General features: G+C 69.8%; 24 protein-coding genes. 4 read left to right on the top strand and 20 right to left on the bottom strand.

From position 1 onward, the window contains the following. Positions 1-76: 76 nt before the first annotated feature. From ACIRP7_RS17720 to ACIRP7_RS17645, 16 genes are all read right to left on the bottom strand, one after another. The gene (locus ACIRP7_RS17720) at positions 77-469 is read right to left on the bottom strand and encodes a hypothetical protein (protein ID WP_403659775.1); all 393 of its coding nucleotides are present in this window, start codon (positions 467-469) and stop codon (positions 77-79) included. Next, positions 466-747, bottom strand: coding sequence for an Arc family DNA-binding protein (locus tag ACIRP7_RS17715; RefSeq protein ID WP_403659772.1), 282 nt, complete (start codon positions 745-747; stop codon positions 466-468). Before ACIRP7_RS17715 ends, ACIRP7_RS17720 begins: the two co-directional genes overlap by 4 nt. A 48-nt stretch (positions 748-795) precedes the next feature. Next, positions 796-1416, bottom strand: a complete 621-nt coding sequence (locus tag ACIRP7_RS17710) for an OmpA family protein (RefSeq protein ID WP_403659769.1) — start codon at positions 1414-1416, stop codon at positions 796-798. An 8-nt stretch (positions 1417-1424) separates the two neighbouring features. Continuing rightward, positions 1425-2000 (bottom strand): hypothetical protein, encoded by a 576-nt coding sequence (locus ACIRP7_RS17705; RefSeq protein ID WP_403659766.1) that lies wholly within the window; start codon positions 1998-2000, stop codon positions 1425-1427. A 34-nt stretch (positions 2001-2034) separates the two neighbouring features. Further along, complete coding sequence (locus tag ACIRP7_RS17700) at positions 2035-2634, bottom strand: pilus assembly protein TadG-related protein (protein WP_403660678.1); 600 nt, start codon at positions 2632-2634, stop codon at positions 2035-2037. Beyond that, a complete protein-coding gene (locus tag ACIRP7_RS17695; protein ID WP_199790182.1) occupies positions 2631-2792 on the bottom strand; it encodes a Flp family type IVb pilin in 162 nt (53 codons plus the stop codon). Before ACIRP7_RS17695 ends, ACIRP7_RS17700 begins: the two co-directional genes overlap by 4 nt. A 112-nt stretch (positions 2793-2904) precedes the next feature. Next, entirely contained in the window at positions 2905-3702 is a 798-nt protein-coding gene (locus ACIRP7_RS17690; RefSeq protein ID WP_403659763.1) for a response regulator, read from the bottom strand. A gap of 116 nt (positions 3703-3818) precedes the next feature. Continuing rightward, the gene (locus ACIRP7_RS17685) at positions 3819-5114 is read right to left on the bottom strand and encodes a sensor histidine kinase (RefSeq protein ID WP_403659760.1); all 1296 of its coding nucleotides are present in this window, start codon (positions 5112-5114) and stop codon (positions 3819-3821) included. 11 nt (positions 5115-5125) lie between these two features. Then, complete coding sequence (locus tag ACIRP7_RS17680) at positions 5126-6013, bottom strand: DUF5936 domain-containing protein (RefSeq protein ID WP_403660675.1); 888 nt, start codon at positions 6011-6013, stop codon at positions 5126-5128. Between the two features lie 16 nt (positions 6014-6029). After that, entirely contained in the window at positions 6030-6974 is a 945-nt protein-coding gene (locus ACIRP7_RS17675; RefSeq protein WP_403659757.1) for a type II secretion system F family protein, read from the bottom strand. Positions 6975-6985: 11 nt separating this feature from the next. Next, positions 6986-8323: a CpaF family protein gene (locus tag ACIRP7_RS17670; RefSeq protein ID WP_403659755.1), complete on the bottom strand. Its 1338-nt coding sequence runs from the start codon at positions 8321-8323 to the stop codon at positions 6986-6988. A gap of 12 nt (positions 8324-8335) precedes the next feature. Further along, positions 8336-8695, bottom strand: a complete 360-nt coding sequence (locus tag ACIRP7_RS17665) for a TadE/TadG family type IV pilus assembly protein (protein WP_403659752.1) — start codon at positions 8693-8695, stop codon at positions 8336-8338. Between the two features lies 1 nt (position 8696). Continuing rightward, positions 8697-9068, bottom strand: a complete 372-nt coding sequence (locus ACIRP7_RS17660; protein ID WP_403659749.1) for a TadE/TadG family type IV pilus assembly protein — start codon at positions 9066-9068, stop codon at positions 8697-8699. After that, positions 9065-10315: a CpaE family protein gene (locus ACIRP7_RS17655; RefSeq protein WP_403659746.1), complete on the bottom strand. Its 1251-nt coding sequence runs from the start codon at positions 10313-10315 to the stop codon at positions 9065-9067. Before ACIRP7_RS17655 ends, ACIRP7_RS17660 begins: the two co-directional genes overlap by 4 nt. A 9-nt stretch (positions 10316-10324) precedes the next feature. Beyond that, positions 10325-11032 carry a Flp pilus assembly protein CpaB gene (gene cpaB, locus ACIRP7_RS17650; protein WP_403659743.1) on the bottom strand — a complete coding sequence of 236 codons (708 nt, stop codon included), beginning with the start codon at positions 11030-11032 and terminating at the stop codon, positions 10325-10327. A 66-nt stretch (positions 11033-11098) separates the two neighbouring features. Next, positions 11099-11998: a hypothetical protein gene (locus ACIRP7_RS17645; RefSeq protein ID WP_403659740.1), complete on the bottom strand. Its 900-nt coding sequence runs from the start codon at positions 11996-11998 to the stop codon at positions 11099-11101. Positions 11999-12253: 255 nt separating this feature from the next. Between ACIRP7_RS17645 and ACIRP7_RS17640 the strand changes: the two genes are divergently transcribed. Continuing rightward, positions 12254-13936 (top strand): chitinase, encoded by a 1683-nt coding sequence (locus ACIRP7_RS17640; RefSeq protein ID WP_403659737.1) that lies wholly within the window; start codon positions 12254-12256, stop codon positions 13934-13936. A gap of 160 nt (positions 13937-14096) precedes the next feature. Here the strand turns inward: ACIRP7_RS17640 and ACIRP7_RS17635 are convergent, their stop codons facing one another. Continuing rightward, entirely contained in the window at positions 14097-14459 is a 363-nt protein-coding gene (locus ACIRP7_RS17635; RefSeq protein WP_403659734.1) for a hypothetical protein, read from the bottom strand. Between the two features lie 123 nt (positions 14460-14582). Here ACIRP7_RS17635 and ACIRP7_RS17630 point away from each other — a divergent pair, with 123 nt between their 5' ends. After that, positions 14583-15089, top strand: a complete 507-nt coding sequence (locus ACIRP7_RS17630; protein ID WP_403659730.1) for a SigE family RNA polymerase sigma factor — start codon at positions 14583-14585, stop codon at positions 15087-15089. Between the two features lie 67 nt (positions 15090-15156). Further along, positions 15157-16407: a hypothetical protein gene (locus tag ACIRP7_RS17625; RefSeq protein ID WP_403659727.1), complete on the top strand. Its 1251-nt coding sequence runs from the start codon at positions 15157-15159 to the stop codon at positions 16405-16407. Here ACIRP7_RS17625 and ACIRP7_RS17620 read toward each other — a convergent pair. Next, entirely contained in the window at positions 16404-17726 is a 1323-nt protein-coding gene (locus tag ACIRP7_RS17620; RefSeq protein WP_403659724.1) for an Nramp family divalent metal transporter, read from the bottom strand. The genes ACIRP7_RS17625 and ACIRP7_RS17620 overlap by 4 nt on opposite strands. Before the next feature lie 236 nt (positions 17727-17962). Between ACIRP7_RS17620 and ACIRP7_RS17615 the strand changes: the two genes are divergently transcribed. Beyond that, a complete protein-coding gene (locus ACIRP7_RS17615) occupies positions 17963-19297 on the top strand; it encodes a M14 family metallopeptidase (protein WP_403659720.1) in 1335 nt (444 codons plus the stop codon). A 6-nt stretch (positions 19298-19303) separates the two neighbouring features. Here ACIRP7_RS17615 and ACIRP7_RS17610 read toward each other — a convergent pair whose 3' ends face one another. Beyond that, positions 19304-19816 (bottom strand): hypothetical protein, encoded by a 513-nt coding sequence (locus ACIRP7_RS17610; protein WP_403659717.1) that lies wholly within the window; start codon positions 19814-19816, stop codon positions 19304-19306. An 83-nt stretch (positions 19817-19899) separates the two neighbouring features. Then, positions 19900-21372, bottom strand: a complete 1473-nt coding sequence (locus ACIRP7_RS17605; RefSeq protein WP_403659714.1) for a GntP family permease — start codon at positions 21370-21372, stop codon at positions 19900-19902. Positions 21373-21445: the final 73 nt, after the last annotated feature.

The raw sequence follows: 21445 nt of genomic DNA, 5'->3' as shown, positions 1-21445 counted from the left end.
CGCTCTGCCCCATGATCGCCGGCTACGGGCCGTCACGGTCACCCGGAGCCGGCGAAACGGCGCTTCGCTCACACGGTCAGCGGTTCAGGTCCATGACCCCGACCCCTAGCCCGGCGTAGCGTTCCGGGGCCACGGTCGCCACGAGCGCCCCGTCCGGAAGCATCAGGTTCGGCCGTGCGACATGTACGGCTGCAGCGATTCCGAAACCGACGCCGTCGCGAACGAGTTCAGCGACAGTCACAGCCATCGCGTAGTCGTCGTCGACGACGCGGAGGACGTCCAACAGGACACCGACGTGGGCGACGATCCCCGCCCGCTCGCGCTCAGCCTCCAGGAGGCACAGAACCGGTACCCATAAGCGCACGTCAGCGCTGGCTGCCGCCGCATGGACGAGACCAGAGACCTGCTTGTTTCCCCCCATTGCCAGCAATGTGGCACCGTCGAGGACATAGTGCTCGGTGAGGTTCAACGGGACGAGTCCGCCTCTGCGAGCGCGGCCCGGTGAGCGACGCTGGCCTCTCGCATCCTGCGCCGCATCTCCTCGGACTCCTCGTCCGTCACGTAGTGCCCGAACCGCTCGGCGAGAAGGGTACGAGTGCGCTCCGCCCGTTCCCTGATCTGCTCCGGGGTCAGCGTCTGAGCCGCTATCTCCTGCATGAGGGCACGAAGACTGGTCCCCCGCGCTTCCGCTACGGCGGCGAGCTGGTCACGGACTTCGGCGGGCACGCGGATCATGACATCGGACATGCAGCAAGTATACGTCACGTATACGTCACATGTGCGCCTCGCCGTCCCTCAGCTCTCTCCTCTCGGGAACGACACCTCGACCCGTCGGTTCTTCTTGCGGCCCGACTCCGTCGAGTTGGAGGCGATCGGGTAGTCCTCGGAGTAGCCGCGGACCTCGTAGGTGATCCCCGAGTCCTTCAACTCCTGGTCCAGGACGTCCTGTACGGCGTTGGCGCGCTGGCGGGAGAGGGTGCGGCCGTGGGCGTAGCTGCCGAGGTTGTCGGTGAAGCCGAAGACCCGGATCCGGGTGGCGTGCTGGTTCTTGATCTCCGCCGCGATCGCGGAGATACGGGCCTTCGCCTCGCCGTTGAGCTTCGCGCTGTCCTTGCCGAACAGGACCTCTGCCTGCAGGGCGAACTTCACGTCCGCGTTGGTGTCTTCACGCCGTTCGTCGCCGCTCTGGTCCTCCACGACCTGCTTGATGTCCAGGACCTTCGGCTCGGCGAGAGTGGCGCCCTCGGGGAGCTTCAGGTCTGGGTCGTTGGGGTCCACCTCGACGGGTGCGGTGGCGGAGGGCTCGGTGCCCGGCGGCACGCTGGGGCCGTCGTCGGCCTGCGCGGCGGGGAGGAACACGGCCGTGAGGAGCGTGGCCGCGGTCAGGGTGAGGGCGAGGCGGGGAGCGGTGGTCATGGGGTGCCTCACCCGGAGATCTGGATGGTGGCGGAGGCGAAGGTGGGGAGTTGGAAGGTGACGTCGGTGGTGTTCGTCGGGGGGGCCGGGAACTGCATGAACACCGGGATGGACGCGCCCGCCTCGATCCTCGGCATGCCCGTCGTCGTCAGGGGCCGGCCGTCGGTGTCGCGCAGGACGTAGTAGCGCTTCTTGGACTTGGAGTCGACCAGGGTCGCTCCGCCCAGTGACGAGCCGTGCCTGATGATCTCGGTCTCGTCGCCCGCGGTCCGTACCGAGACGCGGGCCGCCTTGTCGCCGTCGTTCTTCATCTCGCCGCTCACCGTGAGGAATCCGCCGGAGTCCCGCTGCACGGAGTCGATCTGGAGGACGAGCCCGTCCTCGCCCTTGAGTTCGGCGACGGGCTCGTCCGTGCCCTCCTGGGTGCTCGCGCCGGAACTGCCGCTCTTGGATGCGGACGCGGACGCCTCCGGCTTCTTGTCGTCGCCTCCACCGCCGCAGCCGGCCACGCCGACGGCCAGACCGGCCGCGATCGTCAGCGCGACCATCCCCCTGCGGGCCTTCGCCGTGAACCGAATGCTCATCACTGCGCTTCCTTCACCACTCGTGGTTGGTTTGTCAGTCGGCCAGATGCACGTCGAAGAGATCCTCGGGCTTCGGGAGATCCTTCAGATCCGTCGGGTCCAGAGTCCATTGGCGTTCGTCGCACGTGAGCGTCGGCAGCACGTCCGCGTCGGCGTCCACTCCCGGCAGTTCAAATGTGCAGGCCGATTCGATCACGGCAGTGGCCTGCTGTACCGACCTCTTGTTCTCGGTGCCGGGGACGATGGAATCACCGACGGTCTTGTTGGTCGTCGCTTCGACCTCGTAGCCCGGGGGCATCCCCGGCAGCGCCGCGCAGGTGACCGTGGCGTCGTTCTGCGCGGCCAGTTGGTCGGCCCGTGCGCAGCCGTCGAACGGCACGCCCAGGCCGTCGAAGATGTCCTGCCATTTGGTCGGATCGAGGACGTTCTCCACCCACTTGTCGGTGAGCTTGTCCCGCGTGTCCAGGGCCGCTGCCAGCGCCGCCGCGTCGGCCGCCGTCTGGGCGCCGTTCCGGTTGGCCCCGGCCTGGCCGACCGCCAGGAACGCGAACGCGAGAAAGAGCAGGCCCGCCACCACCGTGATGTAGATGGGGAAAGCCTGCCCTGCGTCGTCGTGCCGAGGGGTCCGCGTCAGGCGCCGATGACCTCGTCGATCTTGTTCACGATCGCGTCGTAGATGGCCTGGCCGATGTCCGTCCCCGTGATCGCCAGCACGATCGCCACCACCACCGCGATGATGCCCAGGTACTCGACCGCGGTCTGACCCTTGTCGTCGTTGAACCGGTTGCTCATCGTGAGACCCTTCGGTGTCGCCGCCATCGACCACCGGAACGTAGACCTTCGGATCCCGGTCGACGCAGGGCCCCTGGGCCCAAATCCGGGCCCAAGTTCGCATGGACACGGCTCACCCCACCCCTCGGCCCGAACTCGGGGCCGTGCCCAGCCACTTCGCGGCGGCCTCGGAGCGGCTCGTGCTGTGGAGCTTGGCGAAGATGCGGTTGATGTGGTTCTTGACCGTCTTCTCGCTGATGAAGCAGGCGGCCGCGATCTGCTGGTTGGTCATGCCGGATGCGATGAGGTCCATGATCTCCGCCTCCCTCGCGCTGAGTTGGAAACGCGACCTGTCCGATGACGACTGTCCCACAGATGGTTGCAGTTGCGAAAGCCCCTTTAGAGCAATTGACGTTGTGGAATACGGAAGATGCGGATTTACGTGTGCATTCGCATCGCGTAGTTGCGCCAGCAGGGCGCTCGCCGCCGTGGGCGTGAGGTGGGTGCGGCCCCGCGCGGTGTCCCGTACGGCCAGGACGAGCTGGTCCGCCGTGAACTCGCCGTGCACGAGATAGCCGTCGGCTCCCCGGCGCAGCGCCTCCTGGACGGTCTCCGGTTCTCCGCTGTACGTCAGCATCAGCACCGGGGCGATCGGCACGAGGTACGGGAGCGCCGAGATGCCGTCCACGCCCGGCATCCGGACGTCCAGGAGGACCACGTCCGGGCGGTGCCGGCTCGCGGCCTCGTACGCCTCGCGGCCGTCCGCCGCCTCCGCCACGACCGTGATGTCCGGGCGGCCCGTGAGGAGGGCGGTGAGGCCCGCTCGGACCACCGGGTTGTCGTCGGCGACGACGATCCGGACGGGGGTGGCCGGGGCCGTCGGGAACAGCACGATCGGTGGGGTGGGGTGCTGGGGGTCGTCGTCCGGCATGTCACGGCCTCCTCTCGGGGTGGGGTGTGGGGGTCGTCGGTCCGGCGGCCCAACCGTCACCGGTCCGGCAGTCACCGGTCCAACCTTCACCGGTCCAGCTGTCATCGGCCCGGCAGTCATCGGTCCGCCCCCGGCGGTGGCAAGGGCAGTTGCAGGAGCACTTCCGTGCCCTTCGCGTCCGTGCCCCCGCCGATGTGGATACGGGCGCCCACCGACTCGGCGCGTTCCACCATGCCGACCAGGCCGAAGTGGCCGGAGCGGCGGAGTGCGTCGAGGGTGGTGTCCGGGGGGAGGCCGCGGCCGTCGTCCTGGACGCTGATGCTGAGCAGTTCGTGGTCGGGGTCGACGTCCGCGGTGACGTCGACGCGCGTGGCCTCGGCGTGCCGGTGGGCGTTCTCCATCGCCTCCTCGGTGATGGTGAGGAGTTGGCGGGCCACGGGGTGCGGGACGGTGAGCTCGGGGTGGGGGTGGGTGGGGGCCCGGTAGGTCGCCTGGAGGGTCGTACGAGCGCTGAAGTTCCTGGTGCGGGTGGCCAGTTCCTCGAGTACGTCCGTGGCGGGGGCCGGGTCCCGGCGCAGGTCGGTGAGGAGTTCGCGGGACTCCGTCGCCGCTCTGCGGGCCGCTCGGGCCACCAGCTCGGCCTGCTGTTTGAGCAGGGCCGGGTCCGGGGCGGGGGCGGCCGCCGACGCCGCCAGGCCCTCCGCCGCCAGGGCGACGCCGTGGAGGGTCTTCGCCACCGAGTCGTGCATCTCCCGCGCCAGCCGGGCCCGTTCCTCGCTGACCGCCTCCGTCACCGCCAGGCGGGCCTTCATCACGGTGAGCGCCTGGGTCGCCGTGCCGAAGCGGAGCAGGAGGTTGCGCAGGGTGGAGCCGACCGCGCCCGTGATCACGCAGAAACCCGGGAGCAGAAGGATGTCGGCGGGGGTCGTGTTCGGGTGCGGGAGGGCGGTCTGGGCCAGGAGCAGGATCAGGGACTGCAGGGACGCGAAGACCGCGGCACCCCGCCAGCTGTAGGCGATGCCGGCGAGCAGGGGGGTGCAGACACTGACGTAGGCGAGGGTGGTGTCCGGGCCCGCGGAGATCAGCAGGAGGCTGCCGAAGAGGGTGTCCGCGGCCAGGAGGGTGGGGTGGCGCAGGAGGAGGGGGCCGAAGCGTTCCCAGTCCCTGAAGAGGGCGTACGACACCATGAAGGTGACGACGACCGCCGCGCCGACCAGGCGGGTGCCGAGGCCGGGACCCGCGTTGAGGAGGGCGGCGGGGGCGGCCAGGGCGATCATCGCCAGGCGGAAGCCGAAGACCTGGCGGCACATGGCCTGCAGGGCGTTGACCTGGATGTCCAGTGCGGGCACGTCGGAGGGCCCCACCCGGCCTTCGGCGGGGTGGGTGTTCCCGCGCGCACCCGTCGTCGACATCGGCCGGCCCCCTACTTCCCCGTGATCGTGCCGAAGTCGGTGCCCGAGCCGAGCAGCAGCCCCGCGGCCAGCAGGAGCATCGTGGCCGGGACCATGAAGGTGGTGATCATCATGGTGGCCTTGGGGACGGCGCGGGCGGCCTTGCGGCGGGCGTTCTGGGCGTCCGTGCGGCGCATGTCCTTGGCCAGGGAGACGAGGGTGTCCACGATGGGCGCGCCCAGCTCCTCGCCTTGTTGGAGCGCCGTCACGAACATCGCCACCTGTTCGGAGTCGTTGCGCCGGCGCAGCTCCGCGAAGGCCTGACGGCGACTCATGCCGAGGTCCATCTGGCGGAGTGTGATGCGCAGTTCGTCGGCCCAGGGGCCCGCGTACTTGGAGGCCACCCGGTCCAGTGCCTGGCGGAAACCCAGGCCCGCGCTCACCACCACCGCCAGCACGTCCAGGAAGTCGGGGAGCGTGCGCTCGATGACGTCCTTCCTGACCCGGATCGCCGACCAGATGCCGACCTCCGTCCAGAACGCCCCGAAGGCCAGCAGGAGCAGGGCCACCAGGATCTGGCCGCGGAGGAGGAAGACCAGGAAGCCCAGGGCGCCGAGGAAGCCGTAGACCGCCCTGCGGGCCGCGTAGCGGTGGATGGTCAGGCCGCCCGGGTTGCCCGCCAGGTCGATCTTGCGACGGTACTTCGCCACCTGTTTGGGGCCCATCAGCCGCAGGACGGCGGGCGCGTAGCGCATGCCCATGCGGTCGACCAGGGAGTCGACCGCGCCGGTGCGGGTCGATCCGACCTCCAGGGCCAGCATCAGGTCGCTCGGCAGTTTCGCCTCCGCCCGGTACATGCGGATGCCGGCGAAGACGCCCCACACGCTCACGGCCATCAACAGGGCCAGTCCGATACCGATCACAGCCGCCCCCTCCTCAGACGTCGATCCGTGACAGGCGGCGGATCAGGATGAATCCGACCGCGTAGAGGGAGAACGCGATGATCACCGCCCCCTGGCCCAGCGGTGAGCCCGTCATGCGTGCCAGCGCGCCGTCCTTGACGCCGTTCATCAGGAAGAGCGAGCCGACGCCGAGGACCGGGACCGCGTACGCGGTCATGTTCACCTGGGAGAGCTGGGTGCGGACCTCGCGCCGGGTCTCCTTGCGCTCCTCCAGCGTCTCGGTCAGGTTCCTGAGGGCGCTGACCACCTGGCCGCCCGCCCTGCTCGACAGCACCAGGGTCGTCACCAGGACCACCAGCTCCCTGGACGGCAGTCGCCTCGCCATCTCGTCCAGCGCGTCCTCCATCGACACGCCCACCGCCAACTGGTTGGCCACATTGGCCAGTTCCTGCCCGGCCGGGGCCTCCAGCTCCTCCGCCGCCATGCCTATCGCGGTGCGCAGGGCGAGGCCGGCGTGGGTGGCGTTGGCCAGGATGCGGGCGAGTTCGGGGAGTTGGTTGATGAACTTCTCGATGCGCTTCTGGCGCTGCCAGTTGAGGAACTGCACCGCCGCCCAGACGCCTGCCAGGCCGGCCAGCGGGCCGAAGAAGGGCGCCAGGGCCGCCTGGCCGACCAGCCACAGGCCCCCGACGAGCCCGATCATCGCGGCGAAGAACTCGCCCGGCGTCACGTCCAACCCGGTCGCCGCCAGCCGCAGTTCCAGCTGCCGCCCGAGCCTGGTGCGGCGCAGCCGCCGGTCCAGGTCGCGGAAGTGCCGGCGGCGGCCGGTGTACGGCACCTGGCCAGCGGCCGACAGCCGGTCGACCAGTGCCGCCCGCTGTGCCCGCCCCTTGGCGTAGAAGTGGAGGCCCACGACGGCGAGGGCGCAGGTCAGCAAGGTGGCGCCGATGGTGAGCGTGACGAGGGTCTGCAGGTCCATGGGGGTGGGTCCTACCTGGCTTCTCGGATGGCCAACTGGGCCGCGGACTGGGCCACCCCGAAGGCCTGGGGGGTGGGCTGGCTCGCCATGTAGAGGCGGTCGACGGTACGGCGGGGCAGCGGGAAGTACGCGAATTGGCCGTAGATCCGGCCGTCCGCCGCCATCGGCTGGGCGTCGAAGCGGGCCACCGTGACCAGCCGGTACGGCTCGCTGCCGTGGCTGTCGAGCAGGGCGATCTCGGTGATCCGGCGCGCGCCGTCGGCGAACCGGGTGAGCTGGATGATCACGTCGACCGCGCTGTTGATCTGGTCGTGCAGCGCCTCGAAGGGGATCTCCACCTCCGACATCGAGGCCAGGGTCTTCAGCCGCATCAGCGCGTCCTCGGCGCTGTTGGCGTGGACCGTGGCGAGGGAGCCGTCGTGGCCCGTCGACATCGCCTGGAGCATGTCCAGGGACTCGCCGCCGCGCACCTCGCCGACCACGATCCGGTCGGGGCGCATGCGCAGCGAGTTGCGGACCAGGTCGCGGATGGTGACCCGGCCCTGGCCCTCCACGTTCGGCGGCCGCGACTCCAGCCGGACCACGTGCCGTTGCTGGAGCTGGAGTTCGGCCGAGTCCTCGATGGTGATGATCCGGTCGCCCTCGGGGATGAGGCCGGACAGCGCGTTGAGCAGGGTCGTCTTTCCGGTGCCCGTCGCGCCCGACACGATGATGTTGAAGCGCGCCTGCACCAGGGCCGCCAGCAGGTACAGCATGTTCTCGTCGAGGGAGCCGAAGCCGGCCAGTTCCTGCAGCGTGTAGGAGCGGGGGAAGCGGCGGATCGTGAGGATGGCGCCGGTCAGGGAGAGCGGCGGGATGATGACGTTGACGCGCTCGCCGGACGGCAGGCGCGCGTCGACCATCGGGTTCGTCTCGTCCACGCGCCGGTTGACCGTGGAGACGATGCGCTCGATGGTCTGCATCAGCTGGTCGTGGGAGGGGAAGCGCAGCGGCAACTGCTCGACGCGGCCGCCGCGTTCGACGAAGATCGAGTCCGGGCCGTTGACCATGATCTCGGTGATGGAGGCGTCTTCGAGCAGCGGTTCCAGGATGCCGAGGCCGAGCGCCTCGTCGACCACCCGCCGGATCAGCTGCGAGCGTTCGACGGTCGACAGGACCGGACCCTCACGGCTGATGATGTGCCCGAGCACCCGCTCCAGGCGGGCCCGGCGCTCGGCCGCCGCCAGAGCACTCATCTCCGCGAGGTCGATCTCCTCGAGGAGCTTGGCCCGGTAGGAGGAGACCAGGTGTCCGTCCTCGCCCCGACTGCCGTTCTCCTCGGGGGTGTTGATGCGGGACCGCAGACTCATCGGGTACCTCGTTCAGTGGTCGAGCGGCATGGTGGCGGTCTTGACGGCGGGGTCGAAGCTCCAGCCGGGGACGATCGACGGGATCTGGACGGTGGCGGTGACGGTGACCGAGTCGCCGCCCCCGCCCTCGGCGCAGTCGACGGACAGCCAGTCGCTGATCGCGTTCACACAACCGTCCTGCGCGCTCAGGTCCAGCGAGGCGGCCCGCGCCCCGGCCCTGGCCGCCGTACCGGCCTGCTGGGCGGTGTAGGCGATCAGCCCGATCTGGACGCCCGCCATGGCGACGAGGATCAGGATCGGGATGAAGCCGAGGTATTCGAGGGCTACTTGGCCACGGTCGCGGTGTGCTCGATTCTTCGGGGAGTACGACATCTCAGTCCTTGTCCTCCTCCACCGCGCCCGCGTGTCCGTCGACCTGGAAGGGGAAGGCGATCGCACCCGGGAACAGGACGGGGACATCGAGGTGGACGTCGGCCGTGACATAGCCGCCGCCGGTGCTGCAGTTGACCTGGCCGCTCCAGGCGCCCGGCAGCTTGTCCAGTCCAGCCTGCTCGCACGCGGCCTCCCGCTCCCCCGGCGCCGCCGCCGTCGCGGCCCGTACCGCCTCGTCCGCAGCATTCCCCGCGAGCGAGAACGTGTACCCCAGCAGTACGAACTGCCACATCAGTACCAGGGTGATCAGGATCAGCGGGGTCATCCCGAGAAACTCGATCGTCACCTGTCCCTCGTCCCGGCGCGGGCTCATCTGCCGAGCTCCTTGCGTCGCCGGAAGGTCAGCGCGCCGCGCTCCCGGCCGCCGTTGCGATGGGAGTTCGTCTCCGTGCCCTTGACCAGGCCCAGTTCACCGGCGAGCGTCCACAGGGCCTGCTTGACCGTGCCCTTGGCGTCGAGTTCGTGCACCCGGCCCGCGTCCACCGCACCCTGGAGCTCCTTGAAGTTCGCCGGGACGACGGTCGCCGCGACGCCCGTGCCGGTGATCTTCTGGATGAGCGCGGGCTGGATCTCCGTACCGCGGCTGTGGCGGTTGACGACGACGGTGGTCTCCTCGGCCTTGCGGACCTGGAGGCGGTCCCACATGCGCACGGCACGCTTGGCACCGCGTACGGCGACCACGTCCGGGGTGGTGACCAGCAGGGCCGTGTCGGCCATCTCCACGACCGCCGCGCCGGCCCCGCTGAGCTGGGCGCCGCAGTCGACGACGACGACCTCGTAGCGGGAGCGCAGGGCGCTCACGATCTGGCGGGCGGCGCGCTCGGTGACCTCCTCGCCACGTTCGCCCTCGCCGGGGGCGAGCAGCAGCGCGAGGCCGGTGTCGTGGGGGAAGACGGCGTCGGCGAGGACGCGCGGGGAGATGTCGGTGATGGTGGCCAGGTCGACGACCGAGCGGCGGAACTGGACGTCCAGGTAGGAGGCGATGTCGCCGGTCTGGAGGTCCAGGTCGAGCAGGGCGGTGGTGCGCCCGGAGGCCTGGGCGGCGAGGGCGAGCTGGATGGCGGTGGTGGTGGCGCCGACGCCGCCCTTCGCGCCGCTGACCGTGACGACGGTGCCGCCGACGCCGGTGAACACGTCGGTGACGGCGCCCAGGTGCCGTCGTACGCCCGTGGACCACTGGGCGACCGCGTGCACCCGGGTGGCGAGCTCCTCGTAGCCGAGCGGGAGGGCGATGAGACCGCGGGCGCCGTAGTCCATGGCGGCCTGGAAGAGGCCGGGGCTGACGTCTGAGGTGACGAGGATGACGCCGACGGCCGGGAAGCGCAGGGCGACCTCACGGATCAGCTCCAGGGCCGGCACGGGACCGATGCGCTCGTGGACGACCACGACCTCGGGCAGCTCGTCGATCGACTCGGAGGCCAGGCGCGCGAGGGTGTCGATGAGCTGCGTGGAATCGGTGACCGGGGCGACGGGCTCGGCGTCCGGGAGCTGGCTGAGCAGCGTGGTGAGGGAGCGGACCGCGTCCGCGTCGCCGACGGCCGGAAGGATCCTCGTGGGCATGGCGGCCTCTCACTTGTCCTTCGCGAGTTCGTACGTGCGGTCCTGCTCCGGGATGGTGCCGGTCTCGCCCGGTGCCACCAGGGCGAGCCGGACGCGCTTGGCGAAGGACTCGGCGTACGTGATGCGCTGGGCGTCGAGGGCGGAGAGCGCGAAGGTGATGGGGACGGCGTCGGTGGCCTGGCGGGTGCGGCTGTCGGCGTCGGGTTCCAGGGCGGTGATCTCCCCGACGTCGAGGACCCGCGCGTTCGTCACGATGACCTTGGACTGGTCGGGGTCACCCTCGCGCTGCCCCTCGAAGGTGGCGTAGACGTTGACCGCGGAGCCTGCCGTGATCTTGCCGGCGACGCCGGTCGCCGCGTCGATCATGATGGCGACCTCCTGCTGCCCGGGCTGCAGGGCCGGCTGATCGACGATCATGTCGCTCTGCAGCAGCGAGCCGGCTTTGAGGGTCGTCACGGCGATCTTGTCGCGGATGTCCGCGAGATCGGTGACCGCGTTCGCCGACAGCCAGCGCTCGGGCATCTCCGTCTTCTTGAACTGGTCCGCGGTGAGCCGGGTGTACGGCGGGATGCTCTTGCGGACCTTGTACGCCGTGACCTCGGGGCCGACCTTGGACTTCACGTCGTCGATGACGGAGAGCACGCCGGCGAAGGCCGCGAGGGCGCCCAGGACCGACAGGAGCAGGAGTATCACGCCGCGGCGCTGACGGGAGTTCATGAACCGTACAACCTCGTTGGGGGGCTCGGTCGAGCGGAAACGGGGACGGGGGCGATCCGGTGCGGCTCACCCGGCGGGCAGTTGGTGCTGGGCGTGCTGTTGCTGCTGTTGCTGCGCGGAGGCGGGTGTCACGGGTGCGGTGGCCGAGCAGAAGACGCAGCGGTCGCCGATGACGTCGATGCCGCACCAGTGACAGATGTTCTGCCGTACCGAGGTGACGAGTTGGTAGAGGACGGACACGTCGGGCAGGAAGGTGCAGAACTCGATCAGCTTGCCGGTGCCCCACCACTCGGCGGACTCGGCGGGCAGTGGGGCCTCGCGCAGGCCCTGGATCCGCCAGGACGTGGCGAGGCTCCCGGAGACCCAGTCGGACTGGAGCTGGCCGCGGGCGACGAGCATCGAGGTGGCGAACTCCGGGCCGGCGAGCGTGGCGTCCGGGGCGAGCCTGACGAGCTGCGGCTGCGGGTGGGCGAGCACGGCGAACTGGCTGCCCGGCACCCAGGACTTGGCGTGCGACTTGAGCCCGACGGGGACCCGGTCGAGTTTGGCCACGGAGCCGAGGAGCGCGCCCGCGTGGAGGTAGTGGGTGAGCAGCCGGCCCGCCGAGGCGAGCACGCCGGGGCTGAGGTCGCAGGAGGCGAGCTGTCTCAACTGGCGGGCCAGGACGGCGGTCGCGAGGGGTGGCAGTTCGGGCTGGAACAGGGCGATCCGGTCGCTCTCCAGAAGGGACCGCACGGTGCGCAGCCGCTGGTCGACCGCCGGGGGCACGGCACGGGAGTACACGACGACGACATGGCCGTGCTGGTCGATCAGCGTCTGGAGGGCGGCGAGCGAGTGGTCGAGCGGCTGCCGGTCCAGGCCGTCGAGCACGACGGCGGGCAGGGTCCGCTCGTCCTGCGCCGGCAGCGCCATGTCGGCGCCGGTCACTGCGATGGCAGTTGGCACGCGCAGCTCCCCGTATCCCATGCCCGTGGGTCCGACGGATCACTCCGGCGCACCCGGTCGACTTCACTGCGTGACTACCTGAGCACTGTAACCACGGCTCTGTGGCCGGAGAACAGCGATTCTGTGACTTCCTGGCCTGGGTGACGGATCAAAAGCGGGCGATTCGTGCCCAGATGGGGCGCACTTGCCACGTGCGCGGGCCGGAGAAAGGCCGGTTGTGCATTCGTCGCGACACCCTCCTTGACAGCAGCATTGGTCTGGACCAACTCTCTTGTCATGCCCATACTCAGCAGAAGACGGTTCTGGACCGCCACCGTCACCGCAGCCCTCGCCCTGGGTTTCGCGGGCCCCGCTTCGGCCGCGGACGTCAACAACGCGAAGAACACCGGCTTCGAGTCCGGCCTGACCAACTGGACCTGTTCCGCGAGCAGCGGTACGACCGTCTCCTCCCCGGTGCACGGCGGCTCGGCCGCGCTGAAGGCGACACCGGCCGGGCAGGACAACGCCAAGTGCGTCCAGACGGTGGCGGTGAAGCCGAACTCGACGTACACGCTGAGCGCGTGGGTGCAGGGCGGCTACGCCTATCTGGGCGCGACCGGCACCGGCACGACGGACGTGTCGGCCTGGACCCCGGACTCCGCCTCCTGGAAGCAGCTGACGACCACCTTCACCACGGGCGCCTCGACGACCTCGGTGACGGTCTACACCCACGGCTGGTACGGACAAGCCGCCTACCTCGCCGACGACGTGTCGGTCTACGGCCCGGACGGGGGCGGCGGGGGTGATCCCTCTCCCACGGTCCCGGGGGCACCGACCGGTCTGGCGGTCTCCGGCACGTCCTCGTCGTCCGTCTCCCTGGCCTGGAACACGGTCTCGGGCGCGACGGGTTACAACATCTACCGCAACGGCACGAAGGTCACCGCGGTGACCGGGACCTCGGCGACCGTGACGGGGCTGGCCGCGTCGACGTCGTACAGCTTCCAGGTCACGGCGGTGAACTCGGCGGGTGAGTCCGTGAAGTCGGGCGCGGTGACGGGGACGACGACCGCCTCTCCGGGCGGCGGGGGCGGCGCGGTGCCCAAGCACGCTCTCACCGGGTACTGGCAGAACTTCAACAACGGGGCGACGGTCCAGAAGCTGTCGGCCGTGCAGTCGCAGTACGACATCATCGCGGTGGCGTTCGCGGACGCCACGACGACTCCCGGCGCCGTGACGTTCTCCCTGGACTCGGCCGGGCTCGGCGGGTACACGGTCGACCAGTTCAAGGCGGACATCAAGGCGAAGCAGGCGGCCGGGAAGAAGGTCGTCGTCTCCGTGGGCGGCCAGAACGGCACGGTCTCGGTGAGCGATCCGACGTCCGCGGCGAACTTCGCGAACTCGGTGTACGCGCTGATGCAGACGTACGGCTTCGACGGCGTCGACATCGATCTGGAGAACGGGCTCAACGCGACGTACATGTCCCAGGCGTTGCGCACGCTCGCGGCGAAGGCGGGCTCGGGCCTGGTCCTGACGATGGCACCGCAGACGATCGACATGCAGTCGACGTCCAACGCGTACTTCCAGACCGCGCTGAACGTGAAGGACATCCTCACGGTCGTCAACATGCAGTACTACAACAGCGGTTCGATGCTGGGCTGCGACGGCAAGGTCTACTCCCAGGGCTCGGTGGACTTCCTGACCGCCCTGGCCTGCATCCAGCTGGAGGGCGGACTGTCCCCGTCCCAGGTGGGGTTGGGCCTGCCGGCGTCCACGAGCGGGGCGGGCAGCGGCTATGTCCCGCCTTCCGTGGTGAACAACGCGCTGGACTGCCTGACGAAGGGCACGGGATGCGGCTCCTTCAAGCCGTCGAAGACCTACCCGGACCTGCGCGGCGCCATGACCTGGTCGACGAACTGGGACGCGGCGGCGGGCAACGCCTGGTCGGGCACGGTGGGCCCGCACGTGCACGGGTTGCCGTAGCCGTTGAACGGGGCGTGACCAGGGCGGAGCGCCCTGGGTCGACCGTGCGGTCCGGGCGGTTGCAGCGCACGATGCTCGTCACCGCGGAGGCAGCGCACGACGACCGTCACCTCCGTCGCCGTCGCGCTCCGCTCGTGGATCCGGAGCTCCGCGTCCACCGTCACGCCAGTGGCCGGTAATACCCCAGTACCGGGGCCAGCTGGGCGAACCACCGGCCCAGCGGGTCCCGGCCCTTCGCGTCGACGACGCACTCGTAGAAGCGGCCGTCGAGGTGGACGACGGCCATCATCAAGGTCTTGCCGTTCGGGCCGGCCTTGTAGTGCACGCTGCGGATTTCCTGCCAGGAGAACTCGACCGAGTGGCCGTGGTCCTCGAAGGCGACGCCCGCGGAGTCGACGACGATGGAGTTGTGGCGGTCGACGGCCATGAACTCCGGGCCCGCGGGCACCTCTTGGGGCGGTGGAGAGGCGAAGGCCGACGGGGGCGGTGGCGGGCCGAAGCCCGGCGGCGGCGGGGTCGTCATCGGCATCCGTTCCCTTGCGTCGTGGACTGCCTACAGGTCATGTGAAACATTCTCCCCGCCCCACCGCGTCGGTGAAGTGAGGACATCTTCTACAGCCGGGCGCACAGCACCAGGGGGGAACACATGAGACAGGCCCGCGCGGACGAATACGCGGAGTTCGCCGCCGCCCGGGCCGGACACCTGTACCGGTCGGCGTGTCTGCTGACCGCGGGTGACACTCATCTCGCCGAGGACCTGGTGCAGGAGGCGCTCGGGCGGATCTACGTCCGCTGGAGCCGGATCTCCCACGTCGGCAACCCGGCGGCGTACGCGCAGACCGTCCTGGTCCGGGTGTTCCTGACCCATCGGCGCCGCCGCAGCAGCGGTGAGCGCGCGACCGACGTCCTGCCGGAGGTGGCCGCCGTCGGTGTGGACACGCCCCTGCGGCTGACGCTGCTCGACGCCCTCGCACGGCTGCCCGCCAAGGACCGGGCCGTGGTCGTCCTGCGCTACTGGGAGGACCGCTCCATCGAGGAGACCGCCGGTGTCCTGAACTCCAGTGCGGCAGCCGTCCGCACGCGCTGTACCCGAGCCCTCAAGCAGTTGCGCGGGCTCCTCGGCGAGGACATCGGCGCCTACGCCCGGCCCTGACCGGCCGGCCGGCCCTCCGACTCCCTCTCGTCCGACCGATTCGTCCGACCCGGAACGGTGGTTTCCCATGCCCGCAGACCAGCACACAGACCCCTTCGAGGAGCGGTTCTCCGCCGCCCTGCACGAGACCGGCGGCGGGTTCGACACCGACCGCACGGCCCTGGCCGCACGCGGCGCGGTGCTCGGCCGGCGCAAGCGGTTCGTGCGGCGGGCCGCCGTCGCGGGGGGTGCCGCGAGCGTCGTGCTCGCCTGCGTGGGCGGGGCGCTGGTCCTGCGGCCGGGCGGTACGGCGACGGAGGCCGTGCCGTCGTCCATGACGGCCTCCGCCAAGCCGAAGCCGAAGCCGAGCGTCACGGCCACGCACGTGACCGACGAGCAGATGATCGAGACCCTCAAGAACCTGTTGCCCAAGGGCGACTTCAGCGAGGAGCGCGGACAGGGCACCGAGCCGACCCACAAGCTGAAGGTGCCCGCGCCGTCCGCCGGGCTCGTGTTCGACGACGGCAAGGGCGCCGCGGCCATCGGGGTCAGCGTGGACCGCGTGCAGCCGGGCGGTACACAGGCCCGGCAGGCGGCCCAGTGCCCCGACCGGGTGTTCATCCCGTACGACGCCTGCAGGACGACCCGGCTCGCCGACGGCTCCGTGGTCACCGTGCTCCAGGGCTACGAGTATCCCGACCGCCGGGTGGACACGAAGTTCTGGTCCGCCGAGCTGGTCACCCCGACCGGGCAGCACATCACCGTGAGCGAGTGGAACGCGGCCGCCGAGAAGGACAAGCCCGTCACCCGGACCGATCCCCCGCTGGACCCGGCCCAGTTGACGCGGCTGGCGGCGGCGAAGGAGTGGCGCACCGTCGCGAACGCCCTCCCCGCGCCCCTGCCCGACCCGGAGCTCCCCGGCTCCGACCTGCACGCCCGCACCCATCTCCTGGCCCTGCTGCCCAAGGGACTGAAGGTGACCGACAGGAGCGGCGACGACGGCGACTACGCCTACGTCGTGGTCGACGACGGCAAGGGCAGGAGCATGGTCCAGGTCAATGTGCAGCCCGACATGCTGGACTCGGCCGGCGATCTCTTCGGCTCGGACTCCGAGACCCTGCCCGACGGCACCCGGGTCGCCGTCAAGCAGGGCCCCGGAGACCGGGGTCACCAGGTGATGTGGACCGTCGACACCATGCGCGCCGACGGCAAACGCGTGGTGATCAGCGCTTTCAACGCCGGCACCCAGAACGAGGCCGCGACCCGTGAGACCCCCGCGCTGACCATCGCCCAGATGCGGAAGATGGCGCTCGACGCCCTGTGGTGGAGCGGCAGTTAGAAGAACTCCGACCAGGGCTGGTCCCAGATCTGCTTGACGCACAGGACCAGGAACAGCAGGCCCGCGATCGCCAGCATCGCGTTGCTCAGGGAGCCGTTGCGCCACTCCCTGGGCGTGCGGGAGGTGTTCAGCAGCCACATCAGCGTGCCGGCCAGGAAGGGCAGGAAGGCAGCGCCGAGGACGCCGTAGAGAATGACCAGGCGGAAGGGCTGGCCCTGGAAGAGCAGGACCATCGGGGGGAAGGTCAGCCAGAGCAGATACGCCCGGAAGGGCCAGGAGCGCTCGCGGGAGCCGGACGCGACCTCCTGGCCGGAGCCCGCTGCGCCCTCGCGGCCGCGGTAGCGCGCCACGAAGTCCGCGAACATCAGGCTCACGCCGTGCCAGACGCCGATCAGCGAGGTGAAGGACGTGGCGAAGAAGCCGATCAGGAAGAACTTGGCGGTCGCCGAGCCGTACTCGTCCTCCAGGATGTCGCTCAGCTGGATGAGCCCCTTGTCGCCGCTCGCGATCGCCACGTTGGAGGAGTGCAGCATTTCCGCGCCGACGAAGAGCATGGCGACGACGAAGATGCCGGTGGTGATGTAGGCGACCCGGTTGTCCAGGCGCATCACCTTCATCCAGCCGGTGTTGGTCCATCCCTTGGCGTTGACCCAGTAGCCGTACGCCGCCAGGGTGATCGTGCCGCCGACGCCGCCGATCAGGCCGAGGGTGTTGAGGATGGAGTCCTTCTCGTCGGGCAGGACGGGCAGCAGGCCCGCGAAGGCGTCGCCCAGGTTCGGGGTGACCCTGATCGCCAGGTACACCGTCACCACGAACATGACGCCGACCAGGACCGTCATGACCTTCTCGAAGACCGCGTACTTGTTGAACCAGACGAAGACCAGGCCGACGAGACCGCAGGCGATGGCCCACCATTCGAGGTCCATCACGCCCGGGAACAGCGCCTGGAGCGGCAGCGCGCTCGACGACATGGCCGCCGCGCCGTACACGAAGCCCCAGATCACCACGTAGACGGCGAAGAACCAGGTGGTCCAGCGGCCCAGGCTCGCCCAGCCGTCGAACAGGGTGCGGCCGGTGGACAGATGCCAGCGGCCCGCCGCCTCCGCGAGGGAGATCTTGACCAGGCAGCCGATCACCGCGGCCCACAGCAGGGTGTAGCCGAAGTTGCTGCCCGCGATGAGCGTGGCGACCAGGTCACCGGCGCCGACGCCGGTCGCGGCGACGACGATCCCCGGGCCGATGTACCGCCAACCGGACTTGCGGGGCAGGGGGTTCGCCTCACCGGCACCGGTCACTGTGTTGTCCGTGGTGTCCGCCATGAAGGTCAAGAAACCCTAAAGGTCGCGGCGCGGCAAGAGGGCGTGCGGTGAAGGACCGGCGCACAGTTCACGCCATCGCGTCTTTATTGACTCTTGACCTGCTCATGCCACAAGCCCACGATGAGCACGCCCGCGATGAGCGGCACACCCGCACCGGCAGCACGTCGCTGAACCACCCCCGCTCCACTCCCCCACTTCCGGAGATCCCGGAAACCCCGGAGAACACAGGAGACTTCATGCGACTTCGCATACGCGGTTCCGGCGCCCGCGGCGGCACCCGCCACGCCGCCCTCGCCGCCGTTCTGGCCCTCGCCCTCGCGGCCCCGCTCTCCGCGAGCGCCGACAGCGCCCCGAAGGCGGCACCGAGCACCGAGGACGTCCGCCAGTACGAGATCCACCAGCACTCGACACCCGTGACCCGTACGGCGATCCAGCAGACGGGCGTGACGGTGGACGAGGCCGACGAGGAGACCGTGGTGGTCTCCGGAAGAGCCGACCAGATCAAGCAGTTGCGCCGACTCGGGTACGAGGTCTCCGAGTCGGGGTCGGCTCCGTCGAGGACCGCGGAGGGCGAGGTCCGGCTCTACGACTTCCCCTCGGCCGACTCGCGCTACCACAACTACGCCGAGATGAACGCCGAGATCGACCAGCGCCTCGCCGCCTACCCGAACATCATGAGCAAGCGGGTCATCGGCACGTCGTACCAGGGCCGGAACATCGTCGCCATCAAGATCAGCGACAACGTGGGGACCGACGAGGCCGAGCCCGAGGTGCTGTTCACCAGCCACCAGCACGCCCGTGAGCACCTCACGGTGGAGATGGCCCTGTACCTGCTGCGCGAACTCGGCGCGGGGTACGGAAGCGACTCACGGGTGACGAACATGGTCAACAATCGGGAGATCTGGATCATCCCCGACCTCAACCCGGACGGCGGCGAGTACGACATCGCCACCGGCTCGTACCGCTCGTGGCGCAAGAACCGGCAGCCCAACTCCGGTTCCTCGGCCGTCGGTACGGACCTCAACCGCAACTGGGCCTACCGCTGGGGCTGCTGCGGCGGCTCTTCGGGGTCGACGTCGTCCGAGACCTACCGGGGTCCGGCCACCGAGTCGGCGCCCGAGGTCAAGGTGGTCGCCGACTTCGTGCGCAGCCGGGTCGTCGGCGGGGTCCAGCAGATCAAGTCGAACATCGACTTCCACACGTACAGCGAACTGGTGCTGTGGCCCTACGGGTACACGTACTCCGACACGGCGACCGGGATGACGGCGGACGACAACGCCGTGTTCAAGACCATCGGGCAGAAGCTGGCCGCGAGCAACGGGTACACGGCGGAGCAGGCCAGCGACCTGTACATCACCGACGGGTCGATCGACGACTACCTCTGGGGCACGCACAAGATCTTCTCTTACACCTTCGAGATGTATCCGTCGTCGAGTTCCGGTGGCGGTTTCTACCCGCCCGACGAGGTGATCGAGCGGGAGACGTCCAGGAACCGGGACGCGGTGCTCCAACTGCTGGAGAACTCGGACTGCATGTACCGGTCGATCGGGAAGCAGGCCCAGTACTGCTAGGGGCCCCTACTCGGACTCCTCGGGCTCTTCTTTCTCCGGCTCCGGGGTCTCGTCCTCGAAGTACGCGTCCAGGACGGCGTCCAGCTGCTCGTCCCACTCGGTGAACCGCGCCCTCGACCCGGCCTCGATCTCGATCGGGTACCAGCGCCGGTCGGGGGTGTGCACCGTGATGGTGAACCGCTTGCCGAAACGCGGGGACTCCGTCTCGACGGCGCCGATCTCGTCCCAGCGGAACTCGCAGGCCTGGTCGTCGAGAGAGAGCCGTACGCCCTTGTGGTCGGCGACGATTCTCGCGCGCCGGTCGGAGGCCTCGAAGACGGGCCCGTCGGCGGCGTCCTCCTCGGCTTCGATCTCCTCGGGGACCGCCGCCTCCGCCGCGGGTTCGTCGGCCTCCACGGCCTCCTCCGCCTCGGCCTCCTCCGCCTCGCCGGACGCGGGTGGGGTGAGCCCGGGGATGAAGGCCGGGTCGAATCCGGCGCCTTCCAGGGGCTGGCTGCTCGAACCTATGCGCTGCTCCACAGCGGGCAGTATGGTCGACGATCCTGTGCCGGACACAGTCGGCCCCTACATCGTTATCGGACGCCTACATGGGGCCGCACCGCCTACATGAACACACTCAGGACCGCGGCCACCGCGAACCCCGCCACCGACAGCACCGTCTCCAGCACGGTCCACGTCTTCAGGGTGTCCCGCTCGCTGATGCCGAAGTACTTGGCCACCATCCAGAAGCCGCCGTCATTGACGTGGGAGGCGAAGATGGAGCCGGCCGAGATGGCCATGATGACGAGGGCGACGAAGGCCTGGGAGTGGTGGCCCTCCGACAGCAGGGGCGCCACGATGCCCGCCGTGGTGACGATGGCGACCGTCGCCGAGCCCTGGGCGACCCGCAGCACCACCGAGATCAGGTACGACAGCACGAGCACCGGCAGGCCGACGTCGTTGAAGGTGTCGGAGAGCGCCTGGGCGACCCCGCTGGCCTTGAGGACCGCGCCGAAGACCCCGCCCGCGCCGACGACCAGCAGGATGTTGCCGACCGGCTTGAGGGACGCGGTCGACACCCTCTCCAGGGACCTGCGGGACCAGCCGCGGCGGATGCCGAGCAGGTAGTAGGCGAGGAGCAGGGCGATGGTCAGCGCCACGAAGGGGCTGCCGAAGAACTCGATGACCGAGCGGCCGGTGGAGGGGTCGAGCGCGATCGAGGAGAACGTGGCGGCGAGGATCAGGACCAGCGGCGTACCGATGATGCCGAGGACCGTGCCGAGCGGTACGGGGTCCTCGCGCGGTACGACGCCCTGCGACCGCTGCTCCTCGATCACCGCCTGCTTCGCCTCCGCCGCCGCCTCCACCATGTCCTGCGGCACGGCGACGAAGATGCGGCGGCCGACCCACGCCGAGTAGACCCACGCGGCCAGCACCGCGGGGATGCCGCAGACGACGCCCATGAGGATCACCCAGCCGAGGTCCACGTGCAGCAGACCGGCGGCGGCGACCGGGCCGGGGTGCGGGGGCAGGAAGGCGTGGGTCATCGACAGGCCCGCCAGCAGCGGCAGACAGTAGAGCAGGATCGACCTGCCGCTGCGCTTGGCCGCCGCGTACACGATCGGCGCGAGGACGAAGATGCCGACGTCGAAGAAGACCGGGATGCCGAAGATCAGGCCGGTGAGGCCCATGGCGAGCGGGGCGCGCTTCTCGCCGAACAGGTTGAGCAGCCGGGACGCCAACACCTCGGCGCCGCCGCTGACTTCGAGGATCGCCCCGAGCATCGTGCCCAGGCCGATGATGATCGCGACATGGCCGAGGATGCCGCCCATCCCGGACTCGATGGTGGACACGGCGTCCGACCGCTGGACCGTGCCGAAGAGTTCGGTGACCGAGAGACCGGCGAGCAGGCCGACGGTTATGGAGACGCCGAGCAGGGCGACGAAGGGCTGGAGTCTCACCTTGATGATCAGGAAGAGCAGCAGGGCGATACCGAGGGCGGCGACCGTGAGGAGGCCCGCGGTGCCGTCGATGAGGAGGAGCAGGCCACCGGTGTGCGGGGGTGTCTCGGTGGCCGCGGCGAGCGGTAGTGACATGGGGGTCCTCTTCGTAAGTGCATGGAGCTTTCGGGCAGGGGGGATCGCGGCACGGCACCCCGGGGGGTGCCGT

It is taken from the genome of Streptomyces sp. NPDC102270, from assembly GCF_044766405.1.
Taxonomy (GTDB): Bacteria; Actinomycetota; Actinomycetes; order Streptomycetales; family Streptomycetaceae; genus Streptomyces.
Note: the sequence above shows the minus strand (reverse complement) of the source record. Positions and strands in the feature narration are given on the sequence as shown.